Below are 17,681 nucleotides of genomic sequence, written 5' to 3'. Positions count from 1 at the left end.
CACTTGCCCGATACCGTCCCACTTCAGGAGCGGAAATTGATAAAAAGCGTCCCGTTTCGAGTTCAATCCCATGTGCTGAAGCTGCTGGGTGACGAACTAATCGGTCATGACAGGCTAGCGGTATTCGAGCTGGTCAAGAACGCCTATGATGCGGACGCGACGCTGGTAGACGTGACGCTCCATCTGGATGCTACGCCGCCAAAGATCGTGGTGATGGACGATGGTTTTGGTATGTCCGATGCCACGATAGAGGCGGCATGGCTCGTCGTTGGTGCGGATTCAAAGCGCGGTGCAGCGCGCCGAGGGCGTACACCCAAGGGACGCCTGCCCCTGGGCGAGAAGGGAGTGGGCAGACTTGCGGTGCAGAAGCTGGGGAATCAGCTTACGCTGACTACGCGCGAACCAGGTAAGAGCGAGTTCGATGTTTCGATAGACTGGAGCAAGCTCATCGACAGTGCCAGATTTCTGGGCGATGGTCTGCAGGTACAGATCGAACAGAGCGATCCCCCTTCAGTGTTCACGGGACCAGCCCACGGTACACGGATCGAGATTGCAGATCTGCACCGGGAAGATTGGACCCGCAGGGAGATCCGTGATCTCTACCGTCTTGTCACTTCGCTGAGCAACCCGTTCGACGAGGCAGGCTCCTTCAAGGTCGAACTGCATCTGCCAGGTAGAGAGGAAGAAATCAAGGATCTGCCCTCCCTTGAACAGATGTTGGATTCGGCGGTCTGGCATTTCGATTTTAAGCTCACCCAGGATGGAATTCTGGAATGGGAGTATCGGTTCACGCCACCCAGGTTCAAAGGGCTGACGGGACGTACTGCCGGCGGGACCGAGAAGTTGGTGCTGCTCGAACCGGATGAGGATGATCGACCGTCAGGAAAAGGAGTGGGAGGCGGAAAGGCGAACGGACATGAGGACCACATCTTTCTGTCCAAGAAGGATTTGGACGGCATAGGCCCTATCAAGGGACAGTTTCACGCGTTCCATCGGCGTGACGAGATACTGAAGGCTTCAGGAGCCCCACAGCAGATCAAGAAATGGCTGGAGAATCAAACGGGGGTCCGCGTCTACCGAGACAACATCCGCGTCTTCAATTATGGCGAACCGGGAGAGGACTGGCTCGGACTTGATGCGCGAAGGATAAATAGGCCCGCCGGAAAGTTGGGAACGCAGAGTGTCATCGCTCAAGTGTCACTGGAACTGGCAGCTAGTTCCGGGCTTAAGGAAAAGACCAATCGTGAAGGTTTTGACGATAACCAGACTTTCCGAAAACTTCACAGAACAGTACTGAGTATCTTCGATCGCTTTCATCGAGAACACGCGACGGACAGAGAGGCCATTGATCGGGCCATCAGGGGCGACGAGGCCGCTACTCCGCCGATTCAGGAGGCTATGCAGCAGCTGGTCCAATTGGGAAAGCAGCACGGCATACAAAAAGAAATCAAACCGATCCTCGAATCGATTCAGCATGAGCTGAAGACACTTCAGGACGTCATGGTTTCTTCCGGCATGGCCGGCATCAACTTGGCTCTCATCTTCCACGAGATCGTCCATAGCATTGACCGCATTCAGCGGAAGCTGCAGGGCAATCCGAATCCAGATGACATACGCCAAGAGGTCTCGCATCTCAGAAAGCTACTCGATACGTTCAAGCCCCTGCTGCAACGTGATCCGCCCCGCAAAGTTTCCGCGGAGGAGCTTGTTGGCCGTGCCGCAGGGATGCACGAGGACCGCTTCGCTCGTCACGGCATTGTGTTCTCGAACTGGGCTGCTGACCCTGAGAAAAAGCACGTGTTCACGCAAGTGCTTCCACGCGGGCTGATGGTCGCTGCGGTGAGCAATGTGATCGACAACGCTATCTACTGGACGAGATTCCGTCGTGAAAGAGATGAGACGACGAATCCGGGCGCCATACTGGTTCTGTCCCACTGGGACGAGGAAAGCGGCGGGGTCATCGCCATCGTCGATAACGGTCCCGGCTTTCAGCTTCCTCCAGAGCAGATTGGCAGGCCATTCATGTCGACGCGTGCCGGCGGCATGGGGCTCGGCCTGTTCTACTGCAAGACGGTGATGGACTCGTTAGGCGGCAAGATCGAGGTGACAACGGCCGAGGAGTTAAGGGATGTCATTGACATCCCGAAAGTCTTCGATGGCACCGCAGTGGTGTTCTCTTTCAAGAAAGAAAAATGATCCCGTTTTATTCGCGTGTGGTGGCCATTGACGATAACGAAGATCATCTGAAGAAGATCGTGTGGGGGCTCGGTAAGGCCGGATTCTGTCCCATACCTTTTCTATTTCAAGATGGAGAACTCGAAAACGCGCCCTCTAGTCCGATTGAGGGGATTAGGGTGGTCTTCACCGACATACACATGGTCGGTGGAGGACCACAGAATGAGAGGCTACATGCATCCAACATCATCAGAAGCCTTCGGAAAATTGTCGCGTTGGGGCCATATGTGTTGATATTTTGGTCGCAGTATCCTGAGGACCATGAGCTGATCTTACGACTCATTGACGAGCGGGCGGCCGCCTCGGGAGTTTTCCCGCCGGTAGGGTATGGCGTCGTCGATAAGAATGATGTTTTTAGCGTTGATGCGGCGGAGGGCGGCGACCAATTTAATCCGGAGCAACTGCGCGAACTCATACTGCAGCAGTTGCAGGGGCATTCAACGATGGCCATCGCTGCATCGTGGGAGGATCGGGTTGGTCGCGCCGCTGCGCGCACAACCGACCGATTGTTTGATTTGGTGAAGTCGGCGGACCGCCCGGTGGACGGTTGGACGCAGTTGCTGGCGCACTTGGCAAGTGAAGCCACGGGAATGCGCGTTGCGCGGGCAGAACCCTCTCGTGCTCTCGATTCCGCCTTGCTGCCACTGCTGGAGGATCGACTGTGCCAATTTGATGCCAGCCTTCCCGCCGTGGCAGAAGACTTTCAACCGCTCCTGGAACGCATTCCCGATCAAGGCAAGGTGGAACGCCCAGCCGTCGTGTCAGCGGCGCACCTTAATACAAGCTATCTGCTCGAAGAGCTGCGCGCTGATCCTGTTCATCTCCCGAGTGGGCGCGGGGTGGTTACGGTGCTCAGCACAAGGTTCGTCAACTCGGGGCCCTTTATCGAAGCATTCGGCTATGAGAAGCACGATCTGATCCGACGTGAATTCGCCACAAAAACAACGATTAGTGACGAGGATGCGGGTAGAACAAAATTGCTTGTTGTTGAGCTGGGGCCTGAGTGTGATCACGTTCAGGGAAAACTGAGTACTCAACGATATTTGCTCTCCCTCCTTGTCCCGGTCGAGCTCATTGATCCCTTTACTGGTCAGCAGAATAAAGAAACGGGAGGCAAGATCAAACGGCGCCTGAACAACATCAGCGTATTGGATTTGGGGAGATTTGTGCTGCGTGAACAGACTCCTGACATTGCAGCGGGAGATTGGCACCTGCTGGTGTCCTGCCGTTGCTTTATGGCGATGTCTTCAACGCATCACGTAGATGGCGTCCCCCGCTTCAGGCTGCGGCGAACCCAGATGGATGAGATCGTGCATCACTACACCACACACGCTCGGCGACCTGGGGTAATGCGGTTTGCTGACTAACCGTGTCATATTCGGCGCACAGTGACGTAACGATTGCCTGCATCACCCTGGAGCACACCGCGTTTCCCAAAAGTTTTATCTTTTCTCGGCGGCTGACATCGGGGAATCTGTAATGCTCAGGAAAGCTCATGGCCCTCCTGATTTCGGAAGGTTGAAGCATCCTCATCATCGGACCATCCGGTCCTGGTCGAACCAGTGCGAATCGGTCCACAGTCGTGACCGTCCTCAATGGTACATCTAACGGCTGCCAACCTCCGGCCCCATCGCTTCCGTAATATACGATTAGGAACGACGCTTCGTGCCCCAGCTTGGCTGCGGCACGCTCTGCGCGCTCCAGCGTCCCAGCAGCACGCTTTTCCGTCTTGAGGCGGGTCATCGGCCATGTGCCTTCCGGGTCGAGGATCGATTCGACGGTCATAGGCGATACGTCCGGGATGATGACCGGCTGTGGTTCCTGCTCCAGATCAGCAAGCAAGAATAGTCGCTTTCGTCGCTGGGGTACTCCGAAGCTCGATGCGTCGAGCACTTGCTCCCGAAGATGATAGCCAAGTCTGGACAGCTTTTTCTTTAGCTCCGGGTAGCGTGCCCAGGGAAGCATGTGGGTGACGTTTTCCAGGACGATCCAACGGGGCTGCAGGGCCTTTGCATATCGGACAATCTGGAGCGCCGTTTCTTTGCTCTCTTCCGATTGAGGTCTGTTGCCTCGTGCGCAGGTGTGATGTGTACATTCGGGAGACGACAGCAGCAGATCAATTTTTCCCGTCTTCGCAGCTACTTTGGCAGGTCGTAGCTTTCTCAAATCCCTGTTAAAGATCACGGCTTCGGGAAAGTTGAGTTTGAATGCGTCCGTTGCGGTTTGCCACAGATCCACCCCCCCCGCGATTTCCGCGCCGGCAGCCTGGGCCCCCAGACTACTGCCCCCCCCACCGCAGAACATGTCAAAGGCCCGGATGTTGGTCATTATTTTCTCAATGATTGGACTAGAAGTTAGACTGCGCCTACGCGGAAATAGGCAAGCGTGAGAGTATATTGCACTGTCCCATTTTCTCGAACTCTCCGGGCACCTTGCCTACGGGAAACAGCGTTGGCCAAGCTGCCGCACCTAGTCTGGACAGGGAAGGAATAGACGCTCTGACCTTCCCCCGGAAGGCGCTGGCTGGCGTCAATGCCAGCCGCGCCTTCGGTCGCTGAGCATTTGCAGGCTTGGGCAGAACGCCTCCGCATCAGCCATCCGTCGTCGGTCTCTTCCTGAGGGGAAGTCCGAGCGAACCCGCAATGGTTCCAGGGTTCGGTGAATAAGCTAGGCTATGCGCGAGCGATTGATGCTATGACTCAGGGGCCGCTATGCTGTTGACGCACCCGCGCATGGTCCTCCCTACGACTGTCTTTTCTAAAGTCGCCTACCGCTCGTGAACAGGCTCGGTTACCCGTCGACCCTCGTCGCTGTATGCCAAGCCAATGTCGAGCGCAGCGGACTTGCCCTCGTGCCGCGCGACAGCCGCAGGCAGTTTCGTGCGGTCGTCCGTATAAACGTCGGTTTGGTAGCGCGCGCGTGACACGGCCACGTAATACACGTCCTGCTTCGTAGTTCGGCTGAAACTTTCCGCATTGATCAGGACGCGGTCTGCAGTCAGGCCCTGCGCGCTGTGGCTGGTCGTCGCGTACGCGCGATCGAGATGCAAGGGAAGGGTGCGGGCATCCAGCAGCACTGTTCGGTTTTCGCTTCCTAAGGTCACCGACGTGGGCGTCACTGCCAGGACCTCGAATCGCGCCCCGTTGACCAAGTCCCTGGCAGCGTCGTTGCGAGTCACGCGCACCCAGTCGCCGGCCGATAGCTCGGCCTGGACCGGCTGATATACAGACAGCTTGGCCGCACGCGAAGGATTGAAGGTTGTTCGCGCGCCGGTCTCGACAAGTTCCACCGTCAGGCGGTTTCGCTTCATGTCTTGGTCGACGATGCGGTACATCTTGCCCTGTACCAAGACGCCATTCACATAGTTCCGCTCGGGTTGGATGACATCACCAATCTGGTAATACTTGGCCTGTCGTCGCTCGGCCTGGGTGGTGTCGCGACGCGTGAGCATCTCAAAAACGAAGCCACATCCGGCGAGACCGAGCGCGTCGTGTGTGGCGTCGTTCAAGGCGTTGCGCGAGTCGTTCGTACCCGTGACGATGAGAGTTTCCCGACGATCATCCGGCGCCAATGTGGCGTACCGCTGCGCGATCTTTTCATACCGCGCTGCATTGTCCGAGACCTGGTGCACGGACTGGAGTTTGGTGTCCAGGACGTCGAGCGATGCGGGCGCCCGGCCGGCGGCCGCCAGTTCGACAGCTTCTTTCAGGTGAGGATCCTTTTGCCGGATGATGTCGCCCATCAGGGCGGTGGGCATGCCTGCGTCCTGCAATTGATGAAAAGGCCTGCCAGCCTCGATCGCCTTGGTCTGGCCGGTGTCGCCCAGTAACACGACCCGGGCGCCGGCGGCTTCGGCACGCTGCAGGAGGCGCTCCATGAGGCGGGTCGGGACAACGCCGGCTTCGTCGACCACGAGCACGGTTTTGTCATCGATCTTGAATCGATCCTGGTTTCGAGCCTCCAGCACCGACGCAATCGTGTTGGCTTCCACGCCCAGCTCGCGTAGGGCGCGGATCTGCATCCCGTACGAGGCGACCGCGCGGACCGTGTGGCCTGATTCCTCGGCGATGTTCTTGACCTGGTCGAGCATGTGCGATTTGCCCGTGCCGGCCAAACCCTGGACGCCGACCACACGATTGGACGTACTAAGGATCAGTTCACCGGCCGCAACTTGACCTGGCTTCAGAGAGCGCCCGGCAAGCGATGCCTGCGCAGCTTCTGTGGAAAGTATAGGCACCACCTTTCCCCGCCCCTCGCGTTCGATCTGCAGAATGCGCTTTTCGCGCTCGCGTGCAGCTTGAGTGGTGTAGTGCGGGTCTGCCGGCACTAACTCCCGGCGGGCGATTGCGCGCCGTATCGCGCTGACCGCCTCCTTGTGGCTTTTACCCGAGGCCATCAGCGAGTGGATCCAGGCATTTCGGCTCAGGGCCTGGCCATCCTGTTGTGCCGAAGGCCGATAGAGCTGGGTGCCGAGGATAATCTGACCTTTCTTTACGAAGGAACGGATCGCCCGCTGGACATCGCTGACGGTCACACCGGTACCACGGGAATGGTTCAGGGTGGTCTCCAGGAGATTCTTCTCCCGCATGACGGATTCCCGCTCTGTCAGGTGCTTGATCGCCCAGCGCAGCGCTTCAGAAGCGACACGCTCTCGCGCCTGGTCGGCGGGCGATATGTGATCGGACGCCGCGCCGGCGAGGCGTTGCTTTGGACCACGACCCGAGACACTGGCTTCGCCCCCCGCCGTATCTTGCGTGTTTTCATGCTGTGACGGTTCCCCATGGCCGTGTTCGCCGCCGAATTCCCGCTCCACAAGTTGCTCGCGTTCTTTCTTCTCCGGGGCCAGATCCAGATGCAATTCCTTGGCCTGGCGTTCCCAGTCAGCCTGTAGCGTCTCACGAGACACCTCTGGCGTCTTGGCCTGACGGGTTCGCAGCGTCACCGTCTGCTTTACGCCATGGCTGGCACTGCGTCGCGTTTCACCGATTTGGGCCAGTTCGGCTTCGATTGTCATTGACCGTTTGGAGAACGCCTCTATCTGTTGGCGAGAGATGTGAGCCAGTTCGAAATGCCCGCCCTCGTGGCGCAAGGCGTACCCGGCCTTCTCCAGTTGCGTTGCCAGCTCAGCTTGATACACGGCATCGAGGAGTTTCAGCGACCGGAATATCTCCTCGTTGCCCATGGCCGTCCAGCTTCTATCGGCGCGTTGGGTGATGTTCAAGATCAGGGCGTGGGTATGCAACTGCGGATCGGCCAGCGCGTCGCGAGATGGCCGCGAGGTCTCATGCCGCCATTTGGCGATCGCGGCGTTGCCCGTGTGTTCGACCGACGTGCTGCCGTTTTCCTTGCGCCGGGCAAGGATCATTTCGGCTTCCAGAAATTCCAGCGCCCGCGTCACTGCCTGATCGTGTGCGGCCAGGACCACGGCATCCTTGCCGACGAGTGCCTGGATGCTGACGCTCTTCGGCGCTGAGAACGTCAGATCCAGCGCTGCGCGCGCATTCGAATCCAGGCGTACCGAATAGGGGAGTTGGATGCCGGGCCCGAAATCGCCGCGCATGGCGTCGGCGAACTGTGCCGGGTCGATCTCGCCCGTGAGGCCGAGTGCGGCGGCTGCCTTGCCCTGCCATTGCGCCGCACCGCCTTCCCGGCTGAAATAGTCATCCTTCTGCTCGGAGTAGTAGTGCATGGCCTTGCCTGCACTGTGCCTGTGTAGGATTTTTCGGGAAATCATGCGTGCCTCAGGTGGTGAACGTTACAGGTGGCCTGCTTGGGCGAGGGTGGAGGCCTGTCCAGCAGGGCCCGGAGCCCCGGACCGGGTGCCATCAGGCCCGGCCGATTGGGTCGGATCCTCGGGGAAGTCTTCGATACTCCAGGCGCGAGGACCTTCGCCCGGCGTGTTGGCCATGCGATGGGCGCCGGCGCGCCTGGCTTCGACAAAGGCGGGAAGGCGGTTGACGAAGTTCTGCGGGGTGAGCAGGAATTTCGAGATGGGGCGATCGCCGGCGAAGGCGACGTAGCCCGTCAGGTCAGGCAGCGCCTGAATCTGAGCCGCAGTGACGACCCGTTCGGTCGAGCGTACGAGGCGTTCGGACGTGCTGCGCGAGCTTCCAGGATTTCGGCTATCGGTGTATTCAGGGCGCGCGACTTCATGCTCGCCGAGCGCCTTGGACATTTCTTCTGCCGTCTCCGGATCGGTCTTGGACCCGCCCAGGACGACCAGCGACCGGAAACTCGCGCGCAGCGTCTGCGACATCTGCTTGCCATAGATGTCGTCGAGCTGGGAGACCGATTGCAAGCCCGCCAGTGCGCGGCCGCCGTTCTTTCGCCCTTTGGTCAGGAAGTCTTCCAGGGAGGCGAGCTTTTCCAACGACGCAAGTTCGTCGATGGTGAGCCACCAGCGCCGGGCCTGGTCCTCGGGCATCGACAGCAGGTGGGAGCAGAACACGTCGACCCAGGCGGAAAGCAGGGGTTTCATGGCGTGCTTCATGTCCTCGCGCCAGGTGATGAAGAGGCTGCCGGTGCCCGAATCCATCCAGTCGCGCACGCTGAACTTGCCGGGAGGCATACTCATGTGTTCGGACAGCTTGTTGGAGAGAACGAATCGCGCGCTGGTGAGCGCCTTGCTGGCCTCCGACGATCCCGCGAAGAGAGATTCGGCAAGCGTCCCGCTCAGGAAGGTGCGCAGGTCCTTGTCGGAGGCGATGGTGCACCAACGAAAGAGCTCCTGGATATCGGGCGTGCCCAGCTCGTACAGCTTACGTGCTGCCTCTCTCAGGAGCAGGCGGCCAAAACTGTTCCATTCCTCGGCGTTGGCGTCGCCGCCCAAGGGCACGACGGAGAGCGCGAGGCGTTTCCAGTCGTAGTCCGCCCGGACCTCGTTGAAGAAGGACCAGCCCTCGGTGCGGGCGTCGTAGGGATTCAGGATCACATCGTCGGGGCGGCCGAACTTGCTGTAGAGGTCGCCATTGGGGTCGACGATGATCATCCGGTCGCCGCGCTTGAGCGCGGAGAAGACGAGCGCGCGCAGCAGCACCGACTTGCCGCTGCCCGTCGCGCCGTTCAAAAGCAAGTGCAGGTTTTCGACGCTTGTGGGCATCGGTACGCCTGCGATATCGACCTGCTGCTTGCGCGGCTCGGTGCAGAGCTTACGCAGCTTCTTTAGCGGCACGACCTCGGTGCCGCGGATGTGCTTTTTGTATCCCGCGCCGTCGTAGCCGTCGCTTTTGGCGTATCGACGCAATGAGAAAGCCAGGGCGATGGCCAGGAGCAGCCCCATGATCGGCGCGGCGATGAGGCCGGAATGGTGGGGCGTGGCAAGGAGCCAGGCGGATACGACGCGCCAATCGATCTGGTTGAAGGTCAGCCCAGAGAGAAAGCGCGCGGTACCGAACCAGGCCACGAGAGGGAAAAAGATCAGGGCGAACTTGATGATTCGCCTGCGTATGTCTGGTGCCATGCCTATCCTTGAAGAGATCTTGAGTACGGCGGATACAGGGACGCTGTTTTGATCGCTGTGCTGTGGTTAAGCCAGCGAGACCCGGCAACTTAGGGGGCGGACCACCCACGGAAAGAGAAATGTTGAGGGTGGCTCTCACGCAGGATCTGAAGTTCGGTACCACTGCCGAAGCTTGATCCATGCCGGTCGGCGTCACGAGGGGACGATGTGGCGCAGAGGTGTTATGGCGGGTAAGTCGTCGATCAGCAACTGCCGGGTAAGGCCGTCCTGGATTCTTAACTCGCTAAAAGGCGTTCTTCTCGGCGAGTGTTGCCGGATCGGGAGGTGCATGATCACGATTTGCGGCTGTGGTGTTATGCGCTTTTTCATCTGGGGACCTGTTTCGCGGGAGGGGATTACCTGATAACAAAAACCAGAAGGATGCTTACGGCCGCCCCAAGGAAGGCGCTGGCAGCACACAAGCCTGCCGTGAACCACGCATTGCGCGAAGAGCCGTCCGAGATCGCATGGGCGGTCTTGCGCAGCTCACGATCAGCGGCGGCGATGGTGCGCGCGGAGTCCAGCAAGGCGCGACTTGCCTGCTCGGAGACCTGGAGGCTTGCTGTCGAAGCCGCCTGGCGAAGCGCGCTCGGCAGGCTCTGGCACGCTTGCGCAACCTGTTCCAGGCGCGCCGTGAGCGCTTCGCTGCGTTCGGTGGCCTGCGCGCAGCTTTCCAGCATTTCCCGGTACAGCAACTCCAGCTTGCTGCGGGGCGGCGGGAGTTCGGGTTTCAACTCGGGCGGCATGGACGGTCCCTACACGAAGAGGGCGTCGAAGGCACGGTCCAACTGCCGGTCCACCGGCCGTGCCAGCGACTGGAGCGCATGCAGGTCACTGAGGCGGGAGATGAGCGCGGTGTCGCTTCGGTCGGCCTCGCGCAACTGCTGCCGATAGTCGTTCCCGTCAGCCAAGACTTCCTTGATGGTCGTGCGCCGGTTGGCCAGCAGGTCGAACACTTCGTTCTCGAACACGGCGATTTCCGGGTTGGCCATGAACCCGCCGGCCTGCCGGGCGTAGCCGAACATTGCGGCGAACTCGTCGATCACGTCGGCATCGACCCGGTTGAAGACCAGACGCACCCGGTCCGCCGGCACGCCGATGGCGGCCAGCGCCTGGATGGTCTTGATTGTTTCCCGCTGCGCCTTGCCGGTGGACACCACGGGCAGGACGTAATGATCGATCTCCTGATGCGCCTGGTCGTACTTCACCAGCTCGGCCAGGAAGTCCTCGATGTTGGAGGCGCCCACGTCGACGATGGCGGCGCTGGTCATGAGGAGTTTACGGAACAGGCGGCCGAATTGTTCGCCGCGCAGCTGCTCCACGGTCAGGCCCAGATCGGCCGCGCTCTCGTTCGTCGATTCAACCGCGATGATCTGCGCGTCGGCAATCCTGGGCGCGAGAAGATGGCTGGCGATGACGGTCTTTCCGACCGAGCCGGAGTAGTTCAGGACTGCGACTTTCATGAGGGAATGCTCCTATTTCCGCCGGCCGAGTTCGGCCAGCGCGTTCAGATCAGGGATGGTGTCCGCATCGCGCAGCCTGGCCAGGTCGGCTTTGCTGGAGATGTGGGGCGCGGTTTGCGAATGGGACCTAGGCGGTGTCGGGCTATGCGGCTGGATGGGCGGGACAGGCGACGCTGCGCGAGCCAAAGCCGCCGCCTGCGCGGTGGATCCAGGAATGGAGGCCGCGGCGGCGTTGCGACGGCGCCACCGGTACAGCGCTTTACGCAGGGATTCCGGCGCCAAGGCAAGGCCAGCGTCTGTCAGTTGGCGAGCCATTGCAGCGTAGGAGACGCCTTGGGTGGACAAGGTGTCGATGGCAGGCATCAGGGCGCGCAGCTGGGCGCGCCGCTGCGTTTTGCCGAGGTCGCGGAGGCGCTGCTCGATGTCGCCGAGCGAGGGGATTGGGGGATCAGGCGTCGTGTTCATTGGTTTCGCATGACGAAATGCCCAGGCTTGCCGGGCTGCTGACGGGGTTGACGGGAGGGGGAGCCGCGCCCGCTTGCGGGCGTGGGGGAACCCTTGCGGTTCCCCAGGGGGGTCGGAAGCGAGGCCGCCGCAGGGCGGCCGGCCAGGGGGGCAGCATGCCCCCGCGCTTGGGGGGCTACTTCTCCACCGCCCGACGGCGCACCGCGCCGGTGGGAAGGGGGACTTCAGCTATGGTTTCCAGGCCGGCGCCGCAGGCGGCGGGGCGAAGGGAGCGCAGCGACCGGAGGGTAGGCGGATCGGCCTTCGGTTTTCGGCCGGCGCCTCGCGCGCGACCCTCTCTCAAACCCTTTAACCTATAAAAACCTATAGGGTCCCGTTTTCGGGCCAGGCGGCGAGCCGTTTTCGGGCCAGGCGATTGGAAAAAACGGGCTGGGCGCAGAGGAAAACCGGGCCAGGCCCGATTTCGGTACAGGCCCATAATCGGGCCAAGCGTCGGAGTAGGTGTGGATAACCCTCAGCTCGGTGGCAACTCCGCCGCGCGAAGTACGCGCGCCCGGAAATTCGGGGCGGGCTCATCAGGCTCCTGGTGCAGTCCCAGCGAACGCCCCTTGGCCACGATCCCGCTCCAACTGCCGTGCCAGGGTGTGCAGCCTTGCCTGGCCTCGCCCCGTTCCCGGAAGACCCACAGCCGCCAGGACTCGAACCAGTTCGCCGAGAAACCGTCCTGGCCAGCCTTGGTGCGCCAATACGCGCTGAACGTCGCGGCAATGGCGTCGATCTTCTCGTCGCTCCAATGCGGCCGTTCGCGGCACGTCCAGGCGCGCCATCGGTCGGGAAGCGTCCAGCCCTGCGGCAGTCGTGTGGCGCCAGCGCCGGCGGGCTCGTCCGGCGACGCCCGTGGAGGGTGCCGGGCCTGACGTCTGGGGTGGGCCTGCGCTGTTGCCCGGAAAGCGTTAGTGTCGCTCGTCGTGCCCGTGGTGATATTGGACGATGTGACGTGACTGGCGCCGACGAACTCGTCGACTGCGGTGAGAGGCACATGCCCTGTGGCCGAATACGCCGGCGTATCGCAGATCTCGGCGGATTCTTCGCCGTAAGCCACGAGGTCGGCCAGAGGCGCCGGCTGTGACGGCAGCGTACCTTCCGCCGCGTCGGCGGCCTGGCCACCTTCTCCAACGTCGCCGCAATCGTCGTCCCCGGCCAGGTCGAGACCGCCCTGGTTCGCATGGCCCTGCAGGTGGCCTCCAGCATAGCTGGGCGCTGCCCCGAAATCGATGGTGGGCACGGCATTCGGGCATAGCCGGTAGACGACGCAGCTTCGGTTGCTGCCGGCACGCAGGCCGGTATCCACGATCGCGCCCAACTCGCGCAGTCGCCCGAGTGCCTCAATGACCGTTTTGCGGTTCAGGTGAGTAACCTTGGCCAGGTACTCGATCGACGCGAAGGCCGTCCAGTCGGAGGCGTCATAGCGCACCAGGTGCGCCAGGCTCATCAGGACGGTCTTGGACGATGACTTCTGGACGTCTGCCCGTGTGGCCCATTTGGAAGCGTCAACGCTCATAGCGTCCCTCGTGTGGAATTCTTTTACCGGGTAAACGGTGTTGCCGAACGGCCCGGCAGGGCCGGCCGGTCACGAAGCAATCTCCTCGATGACCTCGGCGATGGGGCGACGCTCCCGCAGCGGCAGGCCATGCGCCTCGTAGAACTCGCGGCGTGCGATGAGCCACGCCTTGTAAGGCCAGCGGCGCCGCTCGCCCCAGGGGTATGCCGCCTGGATGGCCAGGTGCGTCGTCTGCGGGGACTCGCCCGCGGCCTGGCAGCGTTCGTAGACTTGCTGCATGATCTTGTAAGCGTCGCTCACGCGCGTATTGCGCGACCGGTAGCGTCGTGCGCCAGAGCTCATGGGGGGCTCCACATCGATGTCAGGCGAGCAGTGCTCGTCCAGGGTTGAAATAGACCTCGACCAGCTTGTAGTGGGCGAAGTAGAGCGAGATGTCCAGCGTCTTGTAGAGAAATCGACGGATCGTATCGATGTCGATCTGATTGCCCGCGGTGGACTGCTTGACCAGCAGCGCGACCCGATCGAAGTTGTCGCGCGCGCTATTGGCATGCGTGGTGGTCACGGAGCCAGGGTGTCCGGTATTGAGTGCCGTGAGGTATTCCCAGGCCTCCGAGCCGCGCAGTTCGGAAAGGAAAATCCGATCAGGCGAGCTGCGCATGCAGGCAGCGATGCAATCGGTCGCCGAGATCTGTCCTTCGTCGGCGCCGTAGAGCATGTGCACGCGGTTCGGATGACGCGGCAGGAAGAGCTCGTGCACGTCCTCGATGGTGATGATCCGCTCGTGCGTGGGCACGCATTCGATCAGGCTGCGGGCGAACGTCGTCTTGCCCGATCCGGTCTTGCCGCCGATGATCATGTTGCGGCAATAAAGAACCGCCTTTTCCAGGAAGGCGCGCGTGTCGCGGCTGTTTTTCAGGTCCAGCAGCTCCCTGTCCTGATCGCTCAACGCCGCGGCGTTCTCCAGCGGGCCGCTCACGTCCTTCCAGTCCAGGAGCGCCCCCTCTGCCTCGAGCTCGTCCAACGTCTTGACGACCGAACTGTGCTTGCGGATGTTCAGCGACAAGCTGCCGTCCAGAACGGCTGGCTGTTGGGCCACCTGGGCGCGCTCGCCGTCGGGAAGCTTCAACGACATGATGGGCGTGAAGTTCTTCTGATTGAAGCTCGCCATCGCATCGGTAAGCGCCTTCAGATAGTCGAGCGTCAGTTCCGGCGCGTCATGCTGATGCCAGGCTCCCTTGCGCCTGGTGAAGAGCACGCCGGGACGCGGGACCGTGATCTCGCGGATCTCGTCATCTTCCATATAGGCGGCGATCGGTCGCATCATCTGGCGTACGACCAGGGCGCGACTGGACTCTCGCGCCTCCTCTGGCGTCATGGGGGTATCGTTCATGGAATCTATGAAAAAGAAAACGGACCATGCGGTCCGTTCGTTATGCTGAGAAAAAGCGGTCAATTACCGCGCAACGGCGAAAGCCCGGACTGAGGGCCACGGTGTACAAGAGATTCCTGGGGAAACGTTGCAGCAGCTTCCGGGCGGATTCCAGGGACGGCGAGGAAAAAGACCTCGACAAAGTCTGAAATTCTTGCGCGGTTAAAAGCTTTTTCTCGAACTTCGATTCGATTGAGTTCCATATCAAGTAGGCGCTCTTTTTCTTCTCGTATTCATCTTTGAAGCGCTCAACAAAGTCTCTGTTCAATTCCATGAAAGCTCCAGATATGAAACTGCATAAGGCTTATGGCGCGATCGCGTGGCCAATAAAGCTGACGCACAGGATGCGAATGACGACTTCCTCATCGTGTGGGTAGCCGCCCGCTCGCAGCCGAGCGGGCGGCGGTGGGCTGGGGTAGGGGGCGGGTATGAGTGAGGCGACTTCAGCGCGGCGTCGGCCGCAAGGTGTATACAGAGCTGAAATCCAGGTCGCGCGCGACAAAGATCCCGACGCGGCCACCCTGGTTGCTATAGAGGGTGGGCGGGATGTTGATCGAGTTATCCAGCACGGTCGTCACGGCGTTCTTGGCGGCGTCGTCCGTGCTGTCGAAGCGGATCGAGCCGCTGTCGTTGTTGCCGCGCGAACTGGCCCAGGTGCCGAAGTCGCTGATGAGACTGACCATGATTGCAGCGCCGAACCGCTCGGCGAAGTGCGTGTCGATATACCCGTCCAGACCAGCCTCGCCCAAAGGACCCGTGCCGGGAGAGTCCAGGTTGACGACTACGCCCTCAGGCGTCTCCAGACGGGACCATACGACGCCGATACGGGGCTGCCCATGCGCAAGCACGCTCTGCTGGTACCCAACAAAGAGCGTTCCCGGGTCGATGAGCACAACCCGGCCATTGGTCGAGCGTACTTCCCGTGTGGCGTAGCAAGTGATCATCCCCGCTTGGGCACTCACGAGTTTCGTCTCTTTGGCGCAGTCGATCATGGTGCCCTGGGTAAGCAAGAAGTCCCGGTTCCCTAGGAGCGACGCCTTGGCCGCGGTGAGCTTGAGCGGTCGGAGTTTATCGGCCATCGGTCCGCTGTCGGCCTGCTGTGGCCGAGCAGCCGACGGTGGGCTGGCCGAGTCGCTCTTTTCCACCTTTGGACCTTGGAGGCCACTCGTGAGACGTCGTTTCGTGACGTCGTCGATCCTGGGCTCGGTGACTGCCGCGAGCGACATGCTACCTTTTGGATTCGGCGTGGCCGCAACCGTGGCAGGCACCGATTCGGCGGGCTTGTCTTCCGGTGGCGGCTTGGGCAGCGACAGTTTCAGGCCAGGCAGCAGGTTCTCGATCCTTCCCTTTGGGGCGGCATCGGGTGCGGAAGTATCCTCTGTGCCGCGTGTGGCCATGGCGCGCCAGGTGACGATACCCAGCAACATGGTGGCGGCGACGAAAAGAAGCAGCATGAACGCCTTGGCGCCCGGTGCTATTGGTCGCGCCGACCCTTCCAGGTCCGGACGGCCGCGGCCCTCGACCTGCTCGGCCTCGATGGCGGCGACCGCGTCGATGGGTTTGCCCCTGGATTTGCTTCGCTTGAACCATTTCATTGGCCAGGCTCCTCACGGATAACGCGCTCCACCGCGGGAGAGATCGTGCGCGTGGGCAGGCTGCGGGCTGGTATGGGCGAATCGTTGTGAATCGCCAGGACCTGGTTGCCCAGGCGAAGGTGCCATGACGCCGCGGTCCGGTGGAGAACGATGGTGTGTTCGTCGGCCATGTGCCGGTTCGGGATGACTTCCTGGCCATCGGCGTCGACGAAGTACACCGCCGGCAGATCCTGGCCGGGCGCGAAGCGCAGCCACGTCTGCGCACCATCGTCCCAGGCGTTGACCGGGGCGATCGACGTGTCGCCATTCATCGTGTAGGTCTTCCAGTTGATCGCGCCTTCGGTCTTGGCCAGCGCCCGCGCGATGAACGTCTTGTCGTCGTGCGCCTTTTCCCTGGCCTGCTCGTCGTCCGGATAGCGCAGCACCAGGCGGAAGAAGCCCTGGGAACTGGGCTTCCTTGCAGCCTTGGCGTCGGCGGACTTCTCCGCTTTTTCGCCTGATGGCGTCACGTACCGCAAGGAAAACGAATAGCTGCGCTTGTCCGTGATGTAGAGCAGATTCGTGTCCGCCTGCTCCACGATTGGCTTGAGCAGCAAGTGGTTGCCGATCTGCTGGAACGCATAGGCCGCCCCGTCGCCGAAGGCATGGGTGACGTAATGTTCGTCACGGGCCAGCTCAATCTGCGTCGCCACGCCCAGCGCCGTGTCTACTTCGATGACGTTGTCGGGGTCGTAATTGGCCCATCGGATACGCGAATCCTTGGGCGAGGCGTGGGGATGATCCAGCGCCAGGGCAGGTTCCCACGCCGAACCCAGCGCCACGGCGAATATCGCCCCGACGATAAGCTTGACTGCGCGATTCATCGGTTGTGTTCCATGGCGTGTTCGGCAGCGTGGTGGTGGCCGCGCGCCAGTTGGTGTTCGTGTGCCTTTTCATGGCCGTGGCCGGTTTCGGTGACCAGGCCCACGCCGCCGACCGCCTTGAAGGGATAGTTGATCGTCAGCGGCCTGTCGATTTCGGTCGACTCGAAGGCGCGGACCAGCGAGGCACGGTTGTGCACGATGAGGTCGCCCGTGTCGCGGTCGAGCTGGATGACGCAATTGGGCGTGGTGCCTACGATCGGCCCCTCGTAATGGCGGCCATCGTCGGGTTGCCGGATCTGCTTGTCCTGCTCGCCGTAGAGTTCGACGGGTCGGCGCGCTTCGTTCGTGCGCATCTCGAAATGGCGTCCGATACGTTCCGCGGCCATGACGGCGGTGGGCAGCCGCAAGTCGGCGCGTTCATTTAGGTGATCCTTGCAGAGCTTGGCCGCGCCGTAGAGGTCATGCCGGGCATACCGTTCGATGTCGCGCAGGATCGCAACGCGCTCCGCATTGGTCAGCCGATCGGCGGTTTCCAGGCGACGGGCGAGGGCATTGACTTCGTTCTTGTCCAT

General features: G+C 61.3%; 15 protein-coding genes. 2 read left to right on the top strand and 13 right to left on the bottom strand.

The annotated features are described in order from the left end of the window. Positions 1–3: 3 nt before the first annotated feature. Together CAL28_RS23070 and CAL28_RS29595 are read left to right on the top strand one after the other, a co-directional pair. Positions 4–2,196, top strand: coding sequence for an ATP-binding protein (locus CAL28_RS23070; protein ID WP_094843508.1), 2,193 nt, complete (start codon positions 4–6; stop codon positions 2,194–2,196). Then, a complete protein-coding gene (locus CAL28_RS29595; RefSeq protein WP_141218236.1) occupies positions 2,193–3,602 on the top strand; it encodes a hypothetical protein in 1,410 nt (469 codons plus the stop codon). Before CAL28_RS23070 ends, CAL28_RS29595 begins: the two co-directional genes overlap by 4 nt. Here the strand turns inward: CAL28_RS29595 and CAL28_RS23060 are convergent. The 13 genes from CAL28_RS23060 to CAL28_RS23000 form a co-directional block, all read right to left on the bottom strand. Continuing rightward, positions 3,514–4,563: a DNA cytosine methyltransferase gene (locus tag CAL28_RS23060; RefSeq protein WP_094843506.1), complete on the bottom strand. Its 1,050-nt coding sequence runs from the start codon at positions 4,561–4,563 to the stop codon at positions 3,514–3,516. The two genes, CAL28_RS29595 and CAL28_RS23060, sit on opposite strands and share 89 nt — an antisense overlap. A 439-nt stretch (positions 4,564–5,002) precedes the next feature. Further along, positions 5,003–7,969: a MobF family relaxase gene (gene mobF / locus CAL28_RS23055; protein ID WP_094843505.1), complete on the bottom strand. Its 2,967-nt coding sequence runs from the start codon at positions 7,967–7,969 to the stop codon at positions 5,003–5,005. A gap of 21 nt (positions 7,970–7,990) precedes the next feature. Further along, entirely contained in the window at positions 7,991–9,694 is a 1,704-nt protein-coding gene (locus CAL28_RS23050) for a type IV secretion system DNA-binding domain-containing protein (protein ID WP_176464083.1), read from the bottom strand. Between the two features lie 395 nt (positions 9,695–10,089). After that, positions 10,090–10,479, bottom strand: a complete 390-nt coding sequence (locus CAL28_RS23045; RefSeq protein WP_094843503.1) for a hypothetical protein — start codon at positions 10,477–10,479, stop codon at positions 10,090–10,092. A 9-nt stretch (positions 10,480–10,488) separates the two neighbouring features. Then, positions 10,489–11,196, bottom strand: coding sequence for a StbB family protein (gene stbB, locus CAL28_RS23040; protein ID WP_094843502.1), 708 nt, complete (start codon positions 11,194–11,196; stop codon positions 10,489–10,491). A 12-nt stretch (positions 11,197–11,208) separates the two neighbouring features. Then, positions 11,209–11,661: a hypothetical protein gene (locus CAL28_RS23035; RefSeq protein WP_094843501.1), complete on the bottom strand. Its 453-nt coding sequence runs from the start codon at positions 11,659–11,661 to the stop codon at positions 11,209–11,211. A 514-nt stretch (positions 11,662–12,175) separates the two neighbouring features. After that, positions 12,176–13,222: a helix-turn-helix domain-containing protein gene (locus tag CAL28_RS23030; protein WP_094843500.1), complete on the bottom strand. Its 1,047-nt coding sequence runs from the start codon at positions 13,220–13,222 to the stop codon at positions 12,176–12,178. 69 nt (positions 13,223–13,291) lie between these two features. Next, positions 13,292–13,564, bottom strand: a complete 273-nt coding sequence (locus CAL28_RS23025) for a hypothetical protein (RefSeq protein WP_094843499.1) — start codon at positions 13,562–13,564, stop codon at positions 13,292–13,294. A gap of 19 nt (positions 13,565–13,583) precedes the next feature. Beyond that, positions 13,584–14,612: a P-type DNA transfer ATPase VirB11 gene (gene virB11 / locus CAL28_RS23020; protein ID WP_094843498.1), complete on the bottom strand. Its 1,029-nt coding sequence runs from the start codon at positions 14,610–14,612 to the stop codon at positions 13,584–13,586. Between the two features lie 40 nt (positions 14,613–14,652). Next, positions 14,653–14,925, bottom strand: coding sequence for a hypothetical protein (locus CAL28_RS23015; protein WP_094843497.1), 273 nt, complete (start codon positions 14,923–14,925; stop codon positions 14,653–14,655). A gap of 169 nt (positions 14,926–15,094) precedes the next feature. Continuing rightward, on the bottom strand, positions 15,095–16,246 hold the full coding sequence (gene virB10, locus CAL28_RS23010; RefSeq protein ID WP_094843496.1) for a type IV secretion system protein VirB10: 1,152 nt from the start codon (positions 16,244–16,246) through the stop codon (positions 15,095–15,097). Next, positions 16,243–17,109 (bottom strand): TrbG/VirB9 family P-type conjugative transfer protein, encoded by an 867-nt coding sequence (locus CAL28_RS23005; RefSeq protein WP_094843495.1) that lies wholly within the window; start codon positions 17,107–17,109, stop codon positions 16,243–16,245. Before CAL28_RS23005 ends, virB10 begins: the two co-directional genes overlap by 4 nt. After that, positions 17,106–17,681 (bottom strand): hypothetical protein, encoded by a 576-nt coding sequence (locus CAL28_RS23000; protein WP_094843494.1) that lies wholly within the window; start codon positions 17,679–17,681, stop codon positions 17,106–17,108. Before CAL28_RS23000 ends, CAL28_RS23005 begins: the two co-directional genes overlap by 4 nt.

This window comes from Bordetella genomosp. 11 (assembly GCF_002261215.1).
GTDB lineage: Bacteria > Pseudomonadota > Gammaproteobacteria > Burkholderiales > Burkholderiaceae_B > Bordetella_C.
The sequence above is the reverse complement of the archived record's forward strand: the minus strand, read 5'-3'. Positions and strand labels throughout refer to the sequence as shown.